The organism is Pseudonocardia alni, from assembly GCF_002813375.1.
Taxonomy (GTDB): domain Bacteria; phylum Actinomycetota; class Actinomycetes; order Mycobacteriales; family Pseudonocardiaceae; genus Pseudonocardia; species Pseudonocardia alni.
Genome location: NZ_PHUJ01000003.1, coordinates 4,709,672 through 4,731,251, shown reverse-complemented (window position 1 = coordinate 4,731,251; position 21,580 = coordinate 4,709,672). Strand labels below are relative to the sequence as shown.

Genomic DNA, 21,580 nt, shown 5'->3' with positions numbered 1-21,580 from the left:
GGGGAGCTCCTACCGGGCCAGTCCGCGCAGCTGACGCGAGATCACCGACAGGGTCGCGAGGTCCAGCGACGCCGACGCCCCGATCTCCTCCAGCGCGCTGCGGGCGCGCGCGAGCTTCGAGGAGTTCGCCTGCTCCCAGGCGGCGATCGCGTCGTCGACACCCGTGCCGGGCGGGGTCTCGCGCAGCGCGTCGAGGGTGATCGAGCGCAGCGACCCGTAGAGGTCGTCACGCAGCGCGAGTCGCGCCAGCGCGTGCCAGCGGTCCCCGCGGTCGAGCCGGGACACCGCGGTCAGCACCTGGTCGACGCCGAGGTGCTCGGACAGCGCGTAGTACAGGCGGGCCACCTCGGCGCCGGGCCGTGGTTCGGCCTCGCGGTCGGACAGCTCCACCAGCTCGACGACGTCGAGCAGCCCGTAGGCGTAGAGCGACAGCGCGGCCGACTCCACCATCTCCTCGGGCACCCCGCAGGCGCGCAGCTCCGCGGCACGTTCCTGAACCGCGTCGAGCTCGCGGCCCTGCAGCAGCTCGGGCAGCCGCGCCCGCAGCTCCGCGATGGGGCCGGCGAACCGGTTGACCTCCGCGCCGACGGCGAGCGGCTGCGGCCGGTTGGTCAGGAACCAGCGCGACACCCGGTCGAGCAGCCGCCGCGACTCCAGCACCACCGCGTCGGCGATCGGGACTCCGACCTCGGCCCGGCGGACGGCCTCCCACAGCGCGGGCAGCCCGAACACGCGGGTGGTGACGGTGTAGGCGCGCAGCACGTCGTCGGGGCCCGCGGAGATCTCCTCGCCCAGCCGGAACGCGTAGCTGATCCCGGCACCGTCGACCATGTCGTTGACCAGCGACGTACCGATGATCTCGCGACGCAGCGGGTGGTTGCGCACGGCGTGGTCGAAGCGCTCCCGCAGCGGGTGCGGGAAGTAGCCGGGCAGAGTCGGCGCGAACGCCGGCAGGTCGGGCAGGTCGGTCTGCAGCAGCCGGTGGGTGAGGTCGAGCTTGGTGTGGGCGAGCAGCGTCGCCAGCTCGGGGCCGGTGAGACCGAGACCGTCGGCGGCCAGGCGCGCGAACCCCGCCTCGTCGGGCAGGACCTCCAGCGTGCGGTCGAGCCCGGTGCGCCCGGCGAGGTCGGTGACCATCCGGGCGTGCACACCCACCATGCCCGGGGCGTGGGCGCGCGCGACGCCGAGCACCTGGTTCTGCGCGACGTTGTCGGCGAGCACGAGGGCGGACACCTCGTCGGTCATCGACGCGAGCAGCTCGTTGCGGGCGTCGCGGTCCAGGGAGCCGTCCGCGACCGGGCGGTCCAGCAGGATCTTGATGTTGACCTCGTGGTCGGAGCAGTCGACACCCGCGGAGTTGTCGATGGCGTCGGTGTTGACCCGGCCGCCGGCGCCGTCCGGGCCGCCGTGGCGGGCGAACTCGATCCGCCCGCGCTGGGTGAGCCCGAGGTTGCCGCCCTCGCCGACGACGCGCACCCGCAGGGCACGGCCGTCGACGCGGATGGCGTCGTTGGCCTTGTCCCCCACCTCGCCGTCGGTCTCGCCGGACGCCTTGACGTAGGTGCCGATGCCGCCGTTCCACAGCAGGTCGGCGGGGGCGAGCAGGATCGCGTGGATCAGCTCGGGCGGGGACATCGCGGTGACCGTGTCGGCCAGCCCGAGCGCGGCCCGGATCTCCGGCCCGACCGGCACCTTCTTCGCCGTCCGCGGCCACACCCCGCCACCGGCGCTGATCAGGGAGGTGTCGTAGTCGGCCCAGGAGCTGCGCGGCAGCTCGAACAGCCTGCGACGCTCGGCGTAGGAGGTCGCGGCGTCCGGGGTGGGGTCGACGAACACGTGCCGGTGGTCGAACGCGGCGACGAGCCGGATGTGCTCCGACAGCAGCATCCCGTTGCCGAACACGTCGCCGGACATGTCGCCGACGCCGACGACGGTGAACTCCTCGCGCTGGGTGTCGACGCCCAGCTCGCGGAAGTGCCGCTTGACCGACTCCCACGCGCCGCGGGCGGTGATGCCCATGGCCTTGTGGTCGTAGCCGACCGAGCCGCCGGAGGCGAACGCGTCGCCCAGCCAGAAGCCGTAGGACTCGGCGACGGAGTTGGCCAGGTCGGAGAACGTGGCGGTGCCCTTGTCCGCGGCGACGACGAGGTAGGAGTCGTCGCCGTCGTGACGCACCACGTCGGTGGGCGGCAGCGTCTCGGTGGCGCCGTCGGCGTGGGTCAGCAGGTTGTCGGTGATGTCGAGCAGCCCGGAGATGAAGGTCCGGTAGCAGTCCCGGACGTGCTCGGGCGCCGGCCCGGGCCTGCGCACGACGAACCCGCCCTTCGCCCCGACCGGGACGATGACGGCGTTCTTCACCGCCTGGGCTTTCACCAGGCCGAGCACCTCGGTGCGGTAGTCCTGCTGGCGGTCGGAGAAGCGCAGACCGCCGCGGGCGACCGGGCCGAACCGCAGGTGCACGCCCTCCACCGCGGGCGAGTACACGAAGATCTCGAACCGCGGACGGGGCAGCGGCATGTCCGGTACGGCGGCCGGGTCCAGCTTGAAGGAGAAGAACGGGCGGCCCCGGAACCAGTTGGTCCGCAGCGTCGCCTCGATGACGGCCAGCAGGCCACGCAGGATGCGGTCGGCGTCGAGGCCGGAGACCTGGTCGATCAGGGTGGTGACGTTCTCCAGTGCCCGCTGGTGGGCGGCATCGCGCTCGTCGGCGTCGGCCGTGGCCGGGTCGAACCGGGCGCGGAACAGGGCGATCAGACCCTGCGCGACCTGCGGGTGGGCGACCAGGACGCCGGCCGTGTACTGCAGGGTGAACAGCCCGCCGAGCTGGCGGGTGTAGCGGCTGTAGGCCCGCAGGACGGCGGCCTCGCGCCAGTGCAGACCGGCGCGCAGGACGAGCGCGGAGAACCGGTCGGACTCGGCGTCGCCCCGCCAGGCCGCGGCGAACGCCTCCTCGAACCGTCGCCCGGCGTCCTCGACGGTGACCGTCGGGACCGCGGGGGCTCCGGCGGGCTGCGGGGGCCGGAGCCCGAAGTCGTAGAGCCAGCAGCGACGGCCGTCGGGGCGGCGGAACTCGTAGGGCCGCTCGTCGACGACCTCGACGTCGAGCTGCTGCAGCAGCGGCAGCACACCGGTGAGGGTGACCGGGTCGTCGCCGACATAGAGCGCGAACCGGATGTCGCCCTCGATGCTGCGGTACAGCCGCAGGTCGAACGCGTCCTCGCCCTTCTCCCCCAGCGTCATCAGCCGCCGCAGGTCCTCGACGGCGCGCAGCGGGGTCACCGTCGCCTTGTAGGACTCGGGGACCCCGGCCAGCATCGGGCGGGCGGCGGGCCCGGCGTCTCCGAGCGCGGCGACGAGCAGGTCGTCCCACGTGCGGGTCGCCTCGGCGACGTGGACCTGCAGCTCGGCCAGGTCCACCGTGACCGGCTCGGCGCCGGGATCGGTGGTGATCGTCAGGTGCAGCAGCGCCAGCTCGACGTCGCCGACCTGCGCGGTGTAGCTGACGTCGGTGCCCCCGAGCCGGGTGCGCAGGATGTCGGTGATCTTCAGCCGGGTCGCGGTCGTGTAGCGGTCGCGCGGCAGGTAGACCAGACAGGACAGGAAGCGGCGGTACGGGTCGGGGTGGACGAACAGCCGCACCGCGCGGCGGGCGCCCGCCTCCAGCACACCGACGGCGGTGTCGTGCAGCCGATTCTGCGACGAGGTGAACAGCTCCGCGCGCGGCAGCTGGGAGAACACCTCGAGCATCTGCTGCCCGGAGTAGGAGTCGGCCGGGAAGCCCGCGCGCCGGATGGCGCCGCGGATGCGGCGGGCGACGACCGGGATGTCCAGGACCGACTCGTGCCGGGCCGGGACGGTCAGCATCCCGAGGAAGCGGTGCTCGCCGGTGACGGTCCCGTCGGCGTCGCGGGTGCGGACCCCCACGTAGTACGGGTGCACCGCACGCAGCACCCGGCTGCGCTCGCTGGCCCGGGTGAACAGGAGCAGGCCCGCGGGGTCGGCGGCGCCGGTCTCCTCGGGGAGGAAGACGTTCGCGCCGGCGTCGCCGGGGCGCAGCACGCCGAGACCGGTGTCGGTGTCGGGCCGCAGGCGCCCGTCCGGGCCACCCCCGTCATCGGTGCGTCGGGAGTAGTGGCGGTAGCCGACGAACACGAAGTGGTCGTCGACGAGCCAGCGCAGCAGGTCCGCGACCTCGGCCGGGTGCACGTCGTCCTCGTCGGTGTCGGCGGCCGTGGCGGCACCGGTCCCGGAGAGGTCGTCGGCGAGGGCGCGGGCGCGCAGGGTCATCGCAGCGGTGTCGTCGACGACCTGCCGGACCGCGGAGAGCGTGTGTTCCAGCTCGGCGTGCAGCGCGTCGGGGTCGAGGTCCCCGGAGGACACGAGGTCAACGTGCATCCACGACTCGACCGAGGCCCCCTCGGTGGGGTCGGTCGGGTCGGCGGCGGTGTCGACGCCGGTCAGCGTGCCGTCGGCGGCGCGGTGCACGACCAGGATCGGGTGCACGACGCGCCGCGCGGTGCCGCCGGCCCGGCCGATCCCGGCGAGCGCCGACTCGACGATGTAGGGCATGTCGTCGGTGACGATGTCGACCGTCACCGCGTCTCCCCCGGCGGCGGCCACCCGGACGGCGGCCCGGCCGGGTTCGCGGTGCGCGCCGAGCGCGAGATGGGTGTCGACGACGGTCGCCGGCCCGGGCAGCTCCGCGCCGCCGGTCGCGTCGGTCTCCGGGGTGTGCCGGGCGTAGAGACGGACGAGCTCCGCGGCGGCACCGCTCCCGGGGCGGGGATCACCGCCCGGCCCGTCGGTGCTCGTGGTGTTCCCGGTCTGCCCCGTCGTCCCGCTGCTCACGATCCACTCCGGCCCCGTGCGTGTGTTGACGGCCGTCACCCTATCCCGCGGTACCGACGCCATCGGCGGACCGGGACGGCCGCGTCCGCGCTGACCGGGCGAGCGGTTCCCGGCGGCCGGTCAGATCTCGCGGTAGGCCGCGAGGGCCCCGGCGAGCAGATCGGCGAGGCCCATGTCCTCGGGGATGCCTGCGGGCTCGGACGGGGCCGGCGTGGCCGGGGCGCCCGGTGTGCCGTCGCCCGGTGACGACGTCGTCCCCGGGGCGTCGGCGGCGCTGTCCTGCCGTCCGGGCGGCAGGGGTGACGCGCTGTCCCGCGTCGCGGGCGTCGCGGGCGGGGCGTCGTCGCGCGGGGGGCCGGTCGGCGGTTCGTGCCTCGTGGCCGGGCCGTCCTCCCGGATCGCGGTGTCCGACGGCTCCGATCCGTCCGCGGGGACCGCTCGGCGGGAGCGAGCCCGTCGGGTCGCGGTGCCGACGTCCGGCGTCCGCCCGCCTGCGTCCGGTCGGTTCCCGCCGGGTCGTAGGTCCGTCATCGGTGCGTGGACGGCGCCGGTCGACGGCTCGTCGTCGCCGGTCGCGGCAGCGTCACCGGTCGCGGCAGCGTCACCGGTCGCCGGGGCGAAGACGGCCGCCGCACCCCGCACCACGGTCGGTCCGGTCGCGGTACGCAACGTCCAGGTCCCCGCGCCCACGCCACTGCCGTCGGGCTCGCCGGACGCACGGTGGCCGCCGGCGGACGTGCTCTTGCCCCCGTCGAACAGACCGGCGGCCCCGCCGTGTCCGTCATCGGCCGGTGGGGTGACGACCCGCCCACGACGACGCGGCAGCGCTGACTCCCCCACTCCGCCGTCGTCGATCCCGGACCACCGCACCGGCAGCCCGGAACGTTCCCGGGCCGGGCCGTCGTAGCGGGAGGCGGCGCCATCCGGCACGGGGAGGTCGAGGTGGGCCCGGACTGCCTCGGCGAGGCGCCGGTCCGGTTCCGGGGGCAACGCGAACCGGGTGTCCAGCGGGTCCGGCACCGACGTGGGGTCCGCCGGGGCGGAACCGCCCCACACCTGCGACGGCTCGTCTGTCGCCCGCCCGGCGGAGTCGCCGCCCACCTCGTCGCGGGCCTCGTCGCGGGCCTCGTCGCGGGCCTCGTCGCGGGCGGAGGGGTGCGGCGCGGCGGGGTGTCCGGGGTCATGATCGCGGGCACCGGAGTCGTGGGCGGCCGGGGGCCGGCCGGTCCGGTCGCGGGCCGCCGGGTCCCGGACGGCTCCGTCGGAGCGCCGCCGCCCGCCGCTCCCGGGCCGGACGGTGAGACCGACGGCGCTCAACGACGCCGTCCCGTCGCCGGCGGCCCGTCGCCGCCCACCTCGGGCCGCTCGCTCGCCGGACAGGTCCAGCGGCGTCGCCAGCGCCGGCCCCGCGACCGGCTCCGGGGCGGCCGACAGCTCACCGGAACCCGGCCCCGCGGCGCCGGTCTGCGCGGCGCCGGGATGCCCGCCGGCCCGGGCCGAGGGGGCCTCGGGGAGGGGCGCCGGCGTGTCCGGCCCGGTCAGCTCGGTGACGATCTCGTCGCCCTCGACGCCGTGCGGTCCGACGGCCTGCATCCGCAGGGACGTCCCCGCCGGCAGCCCGCCCCGGCGCACGCGGCCGCCGAGGTGCGTCGCGAGCGACCGTGCCCAGAGCAGGACGGTGACGTGGTCGACGTCGGGCAGGGTGACCCGCACCGTGTCGTCGTCGCGACGTGTGGTTCCGGACGGCGGAACCAACCGGCGGGCCCGGGTGAGCATGTCGTGCAGGGCTCCCACCGTCGCCGTACCGGTGACGGTCTCGAGGTCGCCGTCGACGAGGTCGAGGACGATCGACCGCTCCGCCGTACCGGGTGGCCCCGTCGGGGCCGCGGGGGCCGTCGGTGCCGCAGCCGGGCCGCTGTCCCGGACACGGGCCGCGGCGGACGCGCTCGCCCGATCGGACCTCGTGTCGGCCTCCGGGGGGTTCGGCTCGCCCGCAGCCCGCTCGGCAGCCACGGTCGGCTCGCCCGCAGCCCGCTCGACGGCCACGGTCGGCTCGCCCGCAGCCCGCTCAACAGCCACGACCGGCTCCGGAGCGGGAGCCCCGTTCCGGCGGCTGTCGACGAAGCCTGGCCCGGCTGCCGGCTCGGCCCCGTGGCTGTCGCCGGGCCGGTGGGCCGCGTCGTGCCGTGCTCCGTTCCGCGGGGCGGCGTCGGCCGGGCCGTGGGACCCGTTGCGGTGCGCGGCCGCGGGCGGCTCGGGGGCACGCCACTCGGCCAGGAGGGCGTCGGCGAGCGGCGACCCGCCTGCCGCGTCGGGTGTCCACGACGGGCCGGTCCACGACGGGTCCCGGGGTGCCGTCGGTGCCGGCCCGTCCGCGAGGAGCCCGGATACGCCCAGCGGGTCGGCGGGGTCGATGCCCGCGGGTCGTCGACCTCCGGCGTTCGTCGTGTCGCCCGACGCCCGGTCGGACGACCCTGCGGCGTTCGCCGTGTCCGGCGTACCGGTGGTGTCCGTAGTGCCCGGCGTACCGCTCGCCGACGACGCATCCGCCGCGAGGCCGGCCTCGCCGGGACGATGACCGTTCCGGTCCGCGCCCGTGGATCGGCCCACGGTCCGGTCGTCCGGCGACGGGTCGGCGGATCCGGCGCCGTTCATCGTGCCGGGGTCCAGGAGCAGGCTCTCCGACGGCGCCCAGCGCACCGGGAAGCGTCCGGCCGCCGGGAGGCCGTTCGTGGCCCCGGCTCCCGTGGCGCCGTCGTTCCCGGGCCCGGTCGGATGGTCGTCCCCGGCCCCGGCTCCGTCCGAGCGACCGTTCCTGCTCTCCGTGCCGGTGAACCGGTCGTCCCCGGGCCGATCGTCGGTCGGGCGATCGTGGTCGGGCTCGGTGTGGCCGGTTCCGGCGGGTCGGTCGGTCCCGGCACCGACCTCGCCTTCCTCGACGGGCGTCCCGGCGGGCGGGGCGGCTCCGTCCCGCCGGTCCGCGCCGGAGGGCGGGTCCGCGCTGGCGGGGCGAGACGCGGCGAACCCTGGTTCCGGCGTACTGCGACCGGCGCTGTCCCGGTTACCGGCACCGGGCCCGCCCGTGGGAGCACCGGCAACGGTGCCTCCGGTCGCGGGCGGACGTTCGGCGGGTACGGCAGGTGACCCGCCCGTGCGCGGGAACGGGGTGGGTCGCTCGGTGGTGCTGGTGCGGACGGCGGCGAGCGGCAGCAACGCCGCCACCGCGGCGCGGAAGCGCGTCCCGCGGTCGCGGTCGACCTGGTCGGCCTCCGTCGCGGCGCGCATGGTCTCCAGGGCCTCGCGGTACCGGCCCGAGCCCTCGTGCAGCTCGGACTGGGCGGTTCGGCAGGCCGCGACCAGCGCGGGGACACCCGCCTGTTCGGCGCCATCGGCGGCCTCGACCAGGGCGCGGGCCGCGTGGTCCGCACGTCCCGCCTGCACCCGGGCGAGCGTGAGCCGCAGCAGCACACCCTGACGACCGGCGTCCCCGGCCTCGCGCTGCACGGCGGCCGCGGCGACCGCGTCGGGCGGGACGTGCCCGGAGTCGAGCAGCGCAGTGATCCACTGGCTGAGCAGTGCCGCGGCGAGGTGGGTCGACAGCGGGCGGGACCCGGGCCGTTCCGGTGTCCACCCGAGTTGGGCCAGACCGCGCAACGCGCGGTCCACGGCGGCATCGTGTTCGCGCCGGGCCCGATGCACCGACCCGACGACGAGGTCCGCGTACGCCGCGGGTTCGCCACCGAAGCCGGACCCGCAGTCGTCGACGTCGCGGCGCAGCCGCTCGAGCTCGGCGGCGGAGGCGCCGGCGAGTGCGCAGCGCACCTCGACCGCGAGCCGGTCGAGGCGTAGCAGCCCCGGGTCCTCGCCCGGGGCGTCGTCCGGCAGGCCGACGACGAGTGCCCGAGCCGCCTCGAGCTCTCCGTCGGCCTGGGCGACCCCGGCCAGCTCCACCCGCAGGCGGGCACCCTCGGGGCGGGTGAGGACCTCGGTACCGGGCGCGCGGACGGGCACGGGGACCGTGCTGTCACCCGGGGTGGCATGACCGGTCACCCCGGCGACGACGGCAGTGGCGACGTCGCGGGCGTCCCCACCGGCGGCGTGGCCGTCGAGCAGCCAGCCCGCGGCCTGCAGCCAGCGCAGATCGTCACCGTCTGCGACAGCTCGCGCGCACGCCTGCTCGGCCAGTTCCGCGGTGAGCAGGGGCCGCTGCCAGCGCAGGGCCGCCGCCGTGCGCAGTTCGGCCGTCGTCGCGCCGGCGGCCCGACCTTGCAGGTCGAACGTCACATCGCCTCCCGTGAGTGACACCACCGTCCGGACCTCCCGAGGGAGCCGGTCTCCCCGTCACCGGGGACCGGCCCGACCGGATGGGGAGGTCCGGACCGGGCGGTGATCAGTCGCGGGTGAGCTTACGGTGGGTGACCCGGTGCGGTCGCGCCGCCTCCGCGCCGAGCCGCTCCACCTTGTTCTTCTCGTAGGCCTCGAAGTTGCCCTCGAACCAGAACCACTCGGCCGGGTTCTCGTCCGTGCCCTCCCACGCCAGGATGTGCGTGCAGGTCCGGTCGAGGAACCAGCGGTCGTGGGAGATGACCACGGCGCAGCCGGGGAACTGCTCGAGCGCGTTCTCCAGCGAACCGAGGGTCTCGACGTCCAGGTCGTTCGTCGGCTCGTCGAGCAGGATCAGGTTGCCGCCCTGCTTGAGCGTCAGCGCCAGGTTGAGGCGGTTGCGCTCACCACCGGACAGGACCCCGGCCGGCTTCTGCTGGTCCGGCCCCTTGAAGCCGAACGCCGCGACGTAGGCGCGCGACGGCATCTCGGTGTTGCCGACCTGGATGTAGTCGAGCCCGTCGGAGACCACTTCGAAGACGGTCTTCTTCGGGTCGATCCCGCCGCGGTTCTGGTCGACGTAGGACAGCTTGACCGTGTCGCCGATCTTGACCTCACCGGAGTCCGGGTGCTCCAGACCGACGATCGTCTTGAACAGCGTCGTCTTACCGACACCGTTCGGACCGATCACGCCGACGATGCCGTTGCGCGGCAGCGTGAAGGAGAGGTCCTTGATCAACTGGCGGTCGTCGAAGCCCTTGTCGAGGTGGGAGACCTCGACGACCTGGCTGCCCAGGCGCGGGCCCGGCGGGATCTGGATCTCCTCGAAGTCGAGCTTCTTGTGCCGCTCGGCCTCGGTCGCCATCTCCTCGTAGCGGTCGAGCCGCGAGCGGCTCTTCGCCTGGCGGGCCTTGGGGTTGGAACGGACCCAGGCCAGCTCCTCCTTCAGGCGCTTCTGGAGCTTCGCGTCCTTCTTGCCCTGGACGGCGAGGCGCTCGGCCTTCTTCTCCAGGTAGGTGGAGTAGTTGCCCTCGTAGGGGAAGGTGCGTCCGCGGTCGAGCTCGAGGATCCAGCCCGCGACGTTGTCCAGGAAGTACCGGTCGTGGGTGACCGCGAGGACGGCGCCCGGGTAGTTCGCGAGGAACTGCTCGAGCCACAGGACGCTCTCGGCGTCGAGGTGGTTGGTGGGCTCGTCGAGCAGGAGCAGGTCGGGCTGGGACAGCAGCAGCTTGCACAGCGCGACACGCCGGCGCTCACCACCGGAGAGGTGGGAGACCTCGGCATCCCCGGGCGGGCAACGCAGCGCGTCCATCGCCTGCTCGAGCTGGGAGTCGATCTCCCACGCGTCGGCGTGGTCGAGCTCCTCCTGGAGCTGGCCCATCTCCTCCATCAGCTCGTCGGTGTAGTTGGTCGCCATCTCCTCGGCGATCGCGTTGTACCGGTCGAGCTTGACCTTCACGTCGCCGAGGCCCTCCTCGACGTTCCCGAGGACGGTCTTCTCCTCGTTGAGCGGGGGCTCCTGCTGGAGGATGCCGACCGTCGCCCCGGGCTTGAGGAAGGCGTCGCCGTTGTTCGCGTTCTCCAGCCCTGCCATGATCTTGAGGACGGTCGACTTCCCGGCGCCGTTGGGGCCCACGACGCCGATCTTCGCCCCCGGCAGGAAGCTGATCGACGCGTTCTCCAGGATGACCTTGTCGCCGTGCGCCTTACGCACGTTCCGCATCGTGTAAATCAGATCCGCCACGATGCGATGGTAGATCGGGCCCGCTCAGCCGCTCGAGGCCGGTGCGGTCGCCAGCCTCGCGAGCTCGTCGAGCTCCGCGTTCTCGCCCTCGTCCGGGGTGTCGCCGTACCCGTCGTGGTCCGGCTCTTCGATGGGCGGGGCGCCCCACCGCGTGGCGGCGTCGTCGGTGTCCCGGGCCTGCGGCACCGACGGTGCCTGTGACACCGACGGACGGGGCGCGACGGCCGCCGGGGAGAAGCGGATGTCGAGCCCGACGCTGGACGGCTCGATCCGGATGCTCTGCCGCACGTCGCCCTCCCTGCCCGTCCACTCCTCGACATACATCCGGCCGATGACGATCACGCGGTGCCCCTTCTCGAACGTCCGCACCGCGTGCTCGGCCAGGGTCCGCCAGCACGTCACCGTGTAGTAGGTGCACGCGACGTCGTGCCACTGCTCGGTCATCGGGTCCTTGCGACGGTGGTTGACCGCGACCGTCAGGTCCGTGACCGGGATGCTGTTCGGGGTGTAGCGCAGGACGGGGGTGCGGGTCAGGTTGCCGACGATGGTGGCGGTGTTGTCGCTCATCGGATCCTCCGAGGCTCTGGGTGTGTTGTCCCCATGAGCTTCACCCGCCCACGCCCTGTCGACGAGGTCACTTCAGAGCCTGTGGACAACCGTGCCCGTTGGGGATGACCGGCCGTTCCAACCCGGTTCGGCCACGACGACTGTCGGTCCGGTGTGCTTCTCCCACCCCGACCTGTCCCCGTGGCCGGCATCCCGCGGCGGTGGCACCGCGGCAGCGCGGATCCCGTAGTCACATCACCTATCCCCCTGACAGGCGGAGACACGGGCCCGACGGACCCCGCCGCCTGATCGGAGGGGACACCATCGCTCGCCCGGCACCTTTCCGCTCTCTCGCGGACCGGACGCGGACTCCGGATCGCACAGCATCGGGTGTCCGACGATCAGCGGGAAGCCCCGGCACGGTCCGTCGTAGGCCGCCGGCCGTCGACGTCACGGAAGCCAGGGGCGCCGCCCCGGTGGCGGAACCGTGCGAACGCCACGAGCCGGGCACCGCACCCGACCGACGTGTCCGGCAGCGCCCGACGGGCCCCGCGATGCACACAACGCTCTCCGGGCCACCGTGCGCCATCTCCCGCAGCCTTCGTCCACCTCGCACGCGCCGCGGGTGAGCGCAGCCGGGACGGACCCCTCGTCGCCACCGTCTCCGCTCTCGCCTGCGGCGGGACTCCCTCGGTGGAACGGGCCCCGACACCGCGCTCCGACGACCGAGCTTCTTCGTACGACGCACCGGGCGCCCCGCGTCGCACACGTTGCTGCGACCTCGCAGCCCCTGCAGAGGGTGCGACGTCACAGGAAGGCATGCGAGGTGCGCCGACCCCACCGGCAGGACGGGACCGGATGCGACTCCCCCCAGAGAGCTCCACGCCCCGACCACCGGCCCCGAGGGACCCGCGCCAGGGACCACAAACGGACACACTCATGCCCGGCCCGGGCCGGCATCACGCATCGGACCGAAAAAAGTCCGGAAATGAGAAATGCCCCGGACTCGACAGTCCGGGGCACATCCCATGAAGTTGAATGTCGGCGACGACCTACTCTCCCACACCCTGGCGAGTGCAGTACCATCGGCGCTGGAAGGCTTAGCTACCGGGTTCGGAATGGGACCGGGCGTTTCCCTACCGCAATGACCACCGACAACACTATCCAACTATCACCCCACCCCCCAGAAAACCCCGAGAGGCGGGGGTCGAGCACACAAACCGACCCCACGATCCCCGGATCACCGGGAACATGGACGGTTGTGGACTCAGGGTCACACAGTGGATGCGAACAACTCGTTGTGGCAAGCCCTCGGCCTATTAGTACCGGTCAACTCCACCCCTCACAGGGCTTCCATCTCCGGCCTATCAACCCAGTCATCTACTGGGAGCCTTACCCACTCGAAGGTGGTGGGAGACCTCATCTTGGAACAGGCTTCCCGCTTAGATGCCTTCAGCGGTTATCCCTCCCGAACATAGCCAACCAGCCGTGCCCCTGGCGGGACAACTGGCACACCAGAGGTTCGTCCGTCCCGGTCCTCTCGTACTAGGGACAGCCTTCCTCAAGTCTCCAACGCGCGCGGCGGATAGGGACCGAACTGTCTCACGACGTTCTAAACCCAGCTCGCGTACCGCTTTAATGGGCGAACAGCCCAACCCTTGGGACCTACTCCAGCCCCAGGATGCGACGAGCCGACATCGAGGTGCCAAACCATGCCGTCGATATGGACTCTTGGGCAAGATCAGCCTGTTATCCCCGGGGTACCTTTTATCCGTTGAGCGACACCCCTTCCACAAGGTGGTGCCGGATCACTAGTCCCGACTTTCGTCCCTGCTCGACCCGTCAGTCTCACAGTCAAGCTCCCTTGTGCACTTACACTCAACACCTGATTGCCAACCAGGCTGAGGGAACCTTTGGGCGCCTCCGTTACTCTTTGGGAGGCAACCGCCCCAGTTAAACTACCCACCAGGCACTGTCCCTGAACCAGATCATGGCCCGAGGTTGAGACACCCAATTCGACCAGAGTGGTATTTCAACAACGACTCCACCACCACTGGCGTGATAGCTTCACAGTCTCCCACCTATCCTACACAAGCCGAACCAAGCATCAATACCAAGCTATAGTAAAGGTCCCGGGGTCTTTCCGTCCTGCCGCGCGTAACGAGCATCTTTACTCGTAGTGCAATTTCGCCGAGTCTGTGGTCGAGACAGCGCCCAAGTCGTTACGCCATTCGTGCAGGTCGGAACTTACCCGACAAGGAATTTCGCTACCTTAGGATGGTTATAGTTACCACCGCCGTTTACTGGCGCTTAAATTCTCCGCTTCGCCCCGAAGAGCTAACAGGTCCTCTTAACGTTCCAGCACCGGGCAGGCGTCAGTCCGTATACATCGTCTTGCGACTTCGCACGGACCTGTGTTTTTAGTAAACAGTCGCTTGGGCCTGGTCTCTGCGACCGGCCGTCCCTAGCCCGCAAGGAGCCTCAAGACAACCGGCCCTCCTTCTCCCGAAGTTACGGAGGTATTTTGCCGAATTCCTTAACCACAGTTCGCTCGATCGCCTCGGTATTCTCTACCTGACCACCTGTGTCGGTTTGGGGTACGGGCCGCAACAGCACTCGCTAGAGGCTTTTCTCGACAGCATGGGATCACTCTCTTCGCCTCAATCGGCTACGCATCACCTCTCACCCTTTAATGAGCCCCGGATTTACCTAGGACTCGGGCTACAGGCTTACACCACGACAACCACCGCGTGGCGGAGCTACCCTCCTGCGTCACCCCATCACTTGCCTACTACCAGATCGGATCCCACGCTCCCCCACAAACAACACTCCCGAAGGAGCGAAGGTGGGTTCGGATGGTTAGCATCACCAGCCTCGGCATGGACGCACTATCACGAGCACGGGAATATCAACCCGTTGTCCATCGACTACGCCTGACGGCCTCGCCTTAGGTCCCGGCTCACCCTGGGCGGAACAACCTGGCCCAGGAACCCTTGGTCATCCGGCGGCAGAGATTCTCACTCTGCATTCGCTACTCATGCCTGCATTCTCACTCCCACACCCTCCACCCGTAAATCACTCCCGGGCTTCACCAGATGCAGGACGCTCCCCTACCCAACAACACCAAAGTGTCATTGCCACGGCTTCGGCGGTGCGCTTGAGCCCCGCTACATTGTCGGCGCAGGACCACTTGACCAGTGAGCTATTACGCACTCTTTCAAGGGTGGCTGCTTCTAAGCCAACCTCCTGGTTGTCCGGGCGATCCCACATCCTTTCCCACTTAGCGCACGCTTAGGGGCCTTAGCCGGTGATCTGGGCTGTTTCCCTCTCGACCACGAAGCTTATCCCCCGCAGTCTCACTGCCGCGCTCTCACTCACCGGCATTCGGAGTTTGGCTGACTTCGGTAAGCTTGTCGGCCCCCTAGGCCATCCAGTGCTCTACCTCCGGTGAGAAACACACGACGCTGCACCTAAATGCATTTCGGGGAGAACCAGCTATCACGAAGTTTGATTGGCCTTTCACCCCTACCCACAGCTCATCCCCCAGGTTTTCAACCCTGGTGGGTTCGGGCCTCCACGACGTCTTACCGACGCTTCACCCTGGCCATGGGTAGATCACTCCGCTTCGGGTCTACACCCCGCGACTCAGACGCCCTATTCGGACTCGCTTTCGCTACGGCTACCCCACACAGGTTAACCTCGCCACGAAGCATAACTCGCAGGCTCATTCTTCAAAAGGCACGCCATCACCCCGAAAGGCTCTGACGGCTTGTAAGCACACGGTTTCAGGTACTATTTCACTCCCCTCCCGGGGTACTTTTCACCTTTCCCTCACGGTACTTGTCCGCTATCGGTCATCAGGTAGTATTTAGGCTTGACGGGTGGTCCCGCCAGATTCACAGCGAATTTCACGGGCTCGCTGCTACTCGAGAACACGCCCACAACAGAACCCAGTGTTTTCGCGTACGGGGCTATCACCCACTACGGCCGACCATCCCAGAGTCGTTCCGCTAACACAGGCACTTGCTGTCCCATCCTCGGCAGAAGATGAACGACACGTCTCACAACCCCGCACCCGCAACGCCTGCCGGCTTGACACGGACACGGTTTAGCCTCTTCCGCTTTCGCTCGCCACTACTCACGGAATCACTATTGTTTTCTCTTCCTGTGGGTACTGAGATGTTTCACTTCCCCACGTTCCCTCCACGCACCCTATGAATTCAGGTACGGGTAACGCCCCATGACGGGCGCTGGGTTTCCCCATTCGGACACCCTCGGATCACAGCTCGGTTGACAGCTCCCCGAGGCCTATCGCGGCCTCCCACGTCCTTCATCGGCTCCTGATGCCCAGGCATCCACCATGTGCTCTTAACAACTTGACCACAACAAGATGCTCGCATCCACTATGCAACACTCAACCCACAACCACACCAGACCAAGAAGAAACCACCACACCCGGAACCAACCGGGGCGTTAGGACAACCCTCAACCTGAGCGGCCAAAGAAAACAACCCACAGGGCGTCTTCTCAGGACCCAACAGTGTGCCAAGCCAAACGGTTCGACGTGCTGCGTTCCACCCAACGCACCCGACCCACGAACGGGGCCGCAAATGCGATTCAATGAAGGAACCACAGACTCAGAATGAGCAGAACTCACAGAGCATTGTGGCGCCCCATCACATGATGGGACTCCTTAGAAAGGAGGTGATCCAGCCGCACCTTCCGGTACGGCTACCTTGTTACGACTTCGTCCCAATCGCCAGTCCCACCTTCGACAGCTCCCTCCACAAGGGTTGGGCCGCCGGCTTCGGGTGTTACCAACTTTCGTGACGTGACGGGCGGTGTGTACAAGGCCCGGGAACGTATTCACCGCAGCGTTGCTGATCTGCGATTACTAGCGACTCCAACTTCACGGGGTCGAGTTGCAGACCCCGATCCGAACTGAGACTCACTTTAAGGGATTCGCTCCACCTCACGGTCTCGCAGCCCTCTGTATGAGCCATTGTAGCATGTGTGAAGCCCTGGACATAAGGGGCATGATGACTTGACGTCATCCCCACCTTCCTCCGAGTTGACCCCGGCAGTCTCCCATGAGTCCCCACCATTACGTGCTGGCAACATGGAACAAGGGTTGCGCTCGTTGCGGGACTTAACCCAACATCTCACGACACGAGCTGACGACAGCCATGCACCACCTGCACACCAACCACAAGGGAAGCCCTATCTCTAGGGATGTCTGGTGCATGTCAAACCCAGGTAAGGTTCTTCGCGTTGCATCGAATTAATCCACATGCTCCGCCGCTTGTGCGGGCCCCCGTCAATTCCTTTGAGTTTTAGCCTTGCGGCCGTACTCCCCAGGCGGGGCGCTTAATGCGTTAGCTGCGGCACAGAAACCGTGGAATGGTCCCCACACCTAGCGCCCAACGTTTACGGCGTGGACTACCAGGGTATCTAATCCTGTTCGCTCCCCACGCTTTCGCTCCTCAGCGTCAGTATCGGCCCAGAGACCCGCCTTCGCCACCGGTGTTCCTCCTGATATCTGCGCATTTCACCGCTACACCAGGAATTCCAGTCTCCCCTGCCGAACTCAAGTGATGCCCGTATCGACCGCACGCTCAGAGTTAAGCCCCAAGTTTTCACGGCCGACGCGACACACCGCCTACGAGCTCTTTACGCCCAATAATTCCGGACAACGCTCGCACCCTACGTGTTACCGCGGCTGCTGGCACGTAGTTGGCCGGTGCTTCTTCTCCAGGTACCGTCAATTGCTCTTCGTCCCTGGCGAAAGAGGTTTACAACCCGAAGGCCGTCATCCCCCACGCGGCGTCGCTGCGTCAGGCTTCCGCCCATTGCGCAATATTCCCCACTGCTGCCTCCCGTAGGAGTCTGGGCCGTGTCTCAGTCCCAGTGTGGCCGGTCGCCCTCTCAGGCCGGCTACCCGTCACCGCCTTGGTAGGCCATCACCCCACCAACAAGCTGATAGGCCGCGGGCCCATCCCCCACCGAAAAAACTTTCCACCACCAACCATGCGATCAGTGGTCCTATCCGGTATTAGACCCAGTTTCCCGGGCTTATCCCAGAGTGGAGGGCAGGTCACCCACGTGTTACTCACCCGTTCGCCGCTCGTGTACCCCCGAAAGGGCCTTACCGCTCGACTTGCATGTGTTAAGCACGCCGCCAGCGTTCGTCCTGAGCCAGGATCAAACTCTCCAACAAAACCCTGACTTGCAACAAACAACTGGCCACAACACCCGACGGGATCGAATGCTGCAACCAAACAAACAATTTGGCACAAAACGCCAAACCGAATCAAAATAGCTCGACACACTGTTGAGTTCTCAAAAGACACCCGCACCGCACTCACCCAACCCCCTGAAAAGGAGGCGGGATCCTGAAGACGGATCGCCTTGACCCACCAAGACAACCACACCGAGAAACTCGGCGAACCACCGGGGGTCGCTGTCCGCGGGGCCTGTTGACCGGGCCTCTCAGGGCCCGTTCTGTCCGGCTCACTCGCTGACAGGAAGAAAGTTACGGCATGGCATTCGGGCACGTCAAACCGGGGTCGGAAACCCGCGCTGACCTGGGCAAACCCGTCTCCGGGCCGCACGGCACCACGGTCGAGCCCGACCCTGTCGAGCGACGAACGGTCGCCCTGACGAGCTCACTCCGGATAGTGGTTGACCAGCGCCGATCGCGCAAGTGGAAGCTCACGACGGGGGCCGGAACCGGCGCTCCACCCGTCGTTCGTCCCGCGCCCGCCTGCCCGCCAACTGATTTCAAGATTTTTTTCGACCGTCCGCCGCGGCGTCCGGACGCGACGAGCGGTCGGCAGGCGGGAGCTCGTCCCCGACGGGGACCGGCCGGGGCAGGTGATCACGATCGTCGTCCGCAGTTGGCCGTTCGTCGTGGTGCCCCGTGGGAGCCGTCCGTCGGCACGCGAGACTCGGCGCGTGCACCCCGACGGAGACGTCCTCCCGCCCGTCCTGCACCGGCTGCGTGCCGGCGCGGAGCTCACCGCGGCGGCCTGGTGCCGTACCCCGGGTGCGACGAGCCGGGTCCGGGCGACCGTCGTCGCCGGACGGCTGGTGGTGGAGGCGGGGGACAGCGAGCCCCTGTGGATCAGGTCGTCGCCCGTGGCGCTCCCGCTGCGGACGCGGTCGGTGGACCGCGTCGCCGTGCCGATGCTGCTCCCACACCTACGGGACATCGACGGTCTCTTCGCGGAGCTGCGGCGGGTACTCGCCCCTCACGGGCTCATCTCGGTCCTGGTGCCGGCGCCCCGGTCGTTCGGCTGGGGTGGGGGCGCGCTGCGGAAGGCGGTGCGTGACGCGTGGCGGCACCGGTCGGCCGTCGAACACCCGGAGTGGCTCGCGGCCGCCGCGGACTTCGCCGTACTCGCCGACGACCGTCTCGACTTCACCCTCGACGGGGCCGAGCCGTCGAAGGGGGCGGACGAGCTGTGCGCGGCCGGCGTCTACCCGCCCGATCTGCCGGAGCGGGCCCGGGCGGAACTCGCCGCGCACCGTTCGGCGGTCCGCACGGTGCGGCTGCGCCGGGTGGTGGCCCGGCGTTGAAGGTCAGTCCGCGGTGGCGATATCGGCGACGGCCCCGGCGATCCGCAGGTCCTGACCCGGGGCGTCGACGTCGGCGATCTCCACGACGTCGGCGACGATCGCGGTGATGTTGTCGGGCCCGCCGCCCTCGTTGGCGAGTGCGATCAGCTGGGTGACGACCTGGTCGGGCTCGGCGCCGGAGGCGAGCTCGCGGTGCAGGGCCTCGTCGTCGAGCACCGCGGTGACCCCGTCCGAGCAGAGCAGATAGCGGTCCCCGGCGAGGATGTCGACACGGTCGAGGTCCGGGTCCGGCGCATGGTCGGTGCTCAGCGCACGCATCAGGACGGAGCGGCGCGGGTGGTGCGCCGCCTCCTCGAGGGTGATCTGGCCCTGGTCGACGAGCTGCTGGACCATCGTGTGGTCGTGCGTGAGACGGCTCAGCTCGCCACCCCGCAGCAGGTAGATGCGCGAGTCGCCGATGTGGGCGAGCGCGAGTTGGTCACCGGTGAGGAGCAGCGAGACGACGGTCGTGCCCATCCCCCGCATCTCCGGCTCGTCCGCGGCGCGGCGGGCCAGCCGATCCGTGGCGTCGTTGAGCGCCTCGGTCAGCTCGGCGGCGAGGTCGATGTCGCTGAGGTCCTGCGGGAGGCGGGCCTCCAGCTCGGTGAACACCGACACCGTCGTCGCACTCGCGATCTCGCCGTGGGCGTGACCGCCCATCCCGTCGGCCACGATCAGCAGTCGGCCGGTCGTCGCTCCGGAGTCCTGGTTCGACGTCCGGCGACGGCCCACATCCGACCCGATCGCGGATCGCAGTCCCAGCACCATGGGGACAGTATGGACGTCACGGTCCGTCAGCGTCGCAGGCGAGGCCCGTTCGGCGTGTGCTTCAACCGGTCGGATGGCACTCCGTCCAGCACACGGGCCGGATCGGGTGGTTCGTGACGACGGTGCCGCAGCCGTGATCGCTTGCCCTCCTCGCTACGGTGGGAGCGCACCGGACGGGGTCCGGGGCGGCCGGCCCTCGTAGCTCAGCTGGATAGAGCAAGAGCCTTCTAATCTCTAGGTCGCAGGTTCGAGTCCTGCCGGGGGCACAGTTTCCGCACACGACCGTGCCCCGCCGGATCACGACGGGGCACGGCCGGTGGGGGTCCGCGGGTCAGCGCAGGCGCACACTCGCGTCCGGCTCGACGGCGCGGAAGGTGAAGCTCTCCTCCAGGAAGAGATGCACCTCGCGGGCGTCGTGGTCGGAGTAGCCGATCGCCAGGTCCTGGCCGACGTCGAGCAGGAAGTCCCCGCCGCGCTGGCTGACGACCACGGCCCCGTCGAGGCCGTGGGCGCGCAGGATCTGCCCGCCGAGGATGCGGCTCAGGTGCTCGAACAGCGGATAGCCGCCGTGCTCGGCGGTCTCCACGATGCGGGTGTAGCCCTCGGGCGCGATCGCCATCGCGTAGGGGCCCTCGATGCCGTTGCGGCGCAGCTGGTCCACCGCACGGGCGACGGCGCCGGGGTAGGTGTCGGGGTTGTCGCCCAGGGCCACGGTGTCGTAGGGCGAGACGTCCGCGATGCCCGCGAAGCCGGCCTCCGGCCAGCCGTGGAAGATCGCGCGGTTCTCGATCGCGGCGGCCGCGCGGGCGGCGCGGGCGAGGTCGTCGAACTCCGGGTCCTGCGCGCCGCGCTGCAGGTCGTCGATCTCGTCGCGGGACACCGTGAACGGGACCCGGAACTCGGCGAGCGGCTGCACCCGGCGCAGGCGGGCCGTGATGCCGTCGACGGCCACGCCCGGCGGCGGCCCGTCGAGCCGCTGCGAGCGACCGAGGTCGACCGACGACGTCTGCCAGCCCGCGGTCCCGGTCCAGTCGGCGAGGCGTCGCCCGGCCAGGAGCGGGGTCAGGCGCTCACGCGCCTCGTCGTCGACGGCCTTCCACGCGGTCGTGGGGATGGGTGCCTTCTCCCGCAGGAGGTGGTCGTGCACCGCCACGGCTACTTCCCCTTCAGGCTGCCGATGCCGAGCCCGTCACGGGTCGGATCGGACGGGTCGATCTCGGCCTGGACCTCGTCGACGTAGGCCTCGGGGTCCTTGTCGGAGTTGTCGAGGCCCGCGGTGGTGGGGTGGGCGTCGAGGAACTCGGCGAACTGCCGGCCGAGCGACTCGCGCAGGCCGGTGGTGGCGTTCAGGCGGAAGTTGGCGAGGCCCTCGTTCTCCTCCTCGCCCATGTGCTCGTCGTTGGCGCGGCGGGCGGCCCACACTCCCTCCCACCACTGGCCGCTGCCGACCGGGCTGCGCTCGGCCTGCGCGACGCCGTCGCGGATCTCGTTGTGGTCCCCGATGGCGTCGAGCGTCTCGTCCTCCGGGTCCTCCCCGTGCGCGAGGAGCTGCGGGTAGAAGATCTTCTCCTCGGCGAGGGCGTGCACGTCGAGACGCGCGGCGAGCGGCTCCCAGAGGCGGGCGAGCTCACGGGGGTCGGAGTCGCGGGCCTGGAGCTCGTCCAGCGCGGCGAACTGTCGGCGGAACCAGGCGTGGTCGTCGAGGATCAAGGTGGTGATGTCCGGCACCCGCGC

Annotated in this window: 8 protein-coding genes, 1 tRNA gene and 3 rRNA genes; 2 read left to right on the top strand and 10 right to left on the bottom strand. The window is 70.0% G+C overall.

Annotated elements, in window-relative coordinates:
• Window positions 1-9 precede the first annotated feature (9 nt).
• From ATL51_RS23300 to ATL51_RS23270, 7 genes are all read right to left on the bottom strand, one after another.
• A complete protein-coding gene (locus ATL51_RS23300) occupies window positions 10-4,911 on the bottom strand; it encodes an NAD-glutamate dehydrogenase (RefSeq protein WP_100879948.1) in 4,902 nt (1,633 codons plus the stop codon).
• A 57-nt stretch (window positions 4,912-4,968) separates the two neighbouring features.
• Window positions 4,969-9,132, bottom strand: a complete 4,164-nt coding sequence (locus tag ATL51_RS23295) for a hypothetical protein (RefSeq protein ID WP_100879947.1) — start codon at window positions 9,130-9,132, stop codon at window positions 4,969-4,971.
• 106 nt (window positions 9,133-9,238) lie between these two features.
• Window positions 9,239-10,915, bottom strand: coding sequence for an energy-dependent translational throttle protein EttA (ettA, locus tag ATL51_RS23290; RefSeq protein WP_100879946.1), 1,677 nt, complete (start codon window positions 10,913-10,915; stop codon window positions 9,239-9,241).
• 24 nt (window positions 10,916-10,939) lie between these two features.
• Window positions 10,940-11,482 carry a single-stranded DNA-binding protein gene (locus ATL51_RS23285; RefSeq protein ID WP_100879945.1) on the bottom strand — a complete coding sequence of 181 codons (543 nt, stop codon included), beginning with the start codon at window positions 11,480-11,482 and terminating at the stop codon, window positions 10,940-10,942.
• A gap of 1,018 nt (window positions 11,483-12,500) precedes the next feature.
• Window positions 12,501-12,617, bottom strand: a 5S ribosomal RNA gene (gene rrf, locus ATL51_RS23280).
• Between the two features lie 143 nt (window positions 12,618-12,760).
• Window positions 12,761-15,843: ribosomal RNA gene (locus ATL51_RS23275) — 23S ribosomal RNA — on the bottom strand.
• 315 nt (window positions 15,844-16,158) lie between these two features.
• Window positions 16,159-17,678: ribosomal RNA gene (locus ATL51_RS23270) — 16S ribosomal RNA — on the bottom strand.
• Together the 16S, 23S and 5S rRNA genes form the textbook arrangement of a ribosomal RNA operon.
• Window positions 17,679-18,415: 737 nt before the next feature.
• Between ATL51_RS23270 and ATL51_RS23265 the strand changes: the two genes are divergently transcribed.
• A complete protein-coding gene (locus tag ATL51_RS23265; protein ID WP_167410040.1) occupies window positions 18,416-19,039 on the top strand; it encodes a methyltransferase domain-containing protein in 624 nt (207 codons plus the stop codon).
• Between the two features lie 3 nt (window positions 19,040-19,042).
• Here ATL51_RS23265 and ATL51_RS23260 read toward each other — a convergent pair whose 3' ends face one another.
• A complete protein-coding gene (locus ATL51_RS23260; RefSeq protein ID WP_167410039.1) occupies window positions 19,043-19,846 on the bottom strand; it encodes a PP2C family protein-serine/threonine phosphatase in 804 nt (267 codons plus the stop codon).
• 192 nt (window positions 19,847-20,038) lie between these two features.
• Between ATL51_RS23260 and ATL51_RS23255 the strand changes: the two genes are divergently transcribed.
• Window positions 20,039-20,112: transfer RNA gene (locus tag ATL51_RS23255), tRNA-Arg, on the top strand.
• Between the two features lie 65 nt (window positions 20,113-20,177).
• On the opposite strand, the gene ATL51_RS23250 is transcribed toward ATL51_RS23255, so the two are convergent.
• Window positions 20,178-20,999 carry a family 1 encapsulin nanocompartment shell protein gene (locus tag ATL51_RS23250; RefSeq protein ID WP_100879943.1) on the bottom strand — a complete coding sequence of 274 codons (822 nt, stop codon included), beginning with the start codon at window positions 20,997-20,999 and terminating at the stop codon, window positions 20,178-20,180.
• 2 nt (window positions 21,000-21,001) lie between these two features.
• Window positions 21,002-21,574, bottom strand: a complete 573-nt coding sequence (locus tag ATL51_RS23245; RefSeq protein ID WP_062400887.1) for a hemerythrin domain-containing protein — start codon at window positions 21,572-21,574, stop codon at window positions 21,002-21,004.
• Window positions 21,575-21,580: the final 6 nt, after the last annotated feature.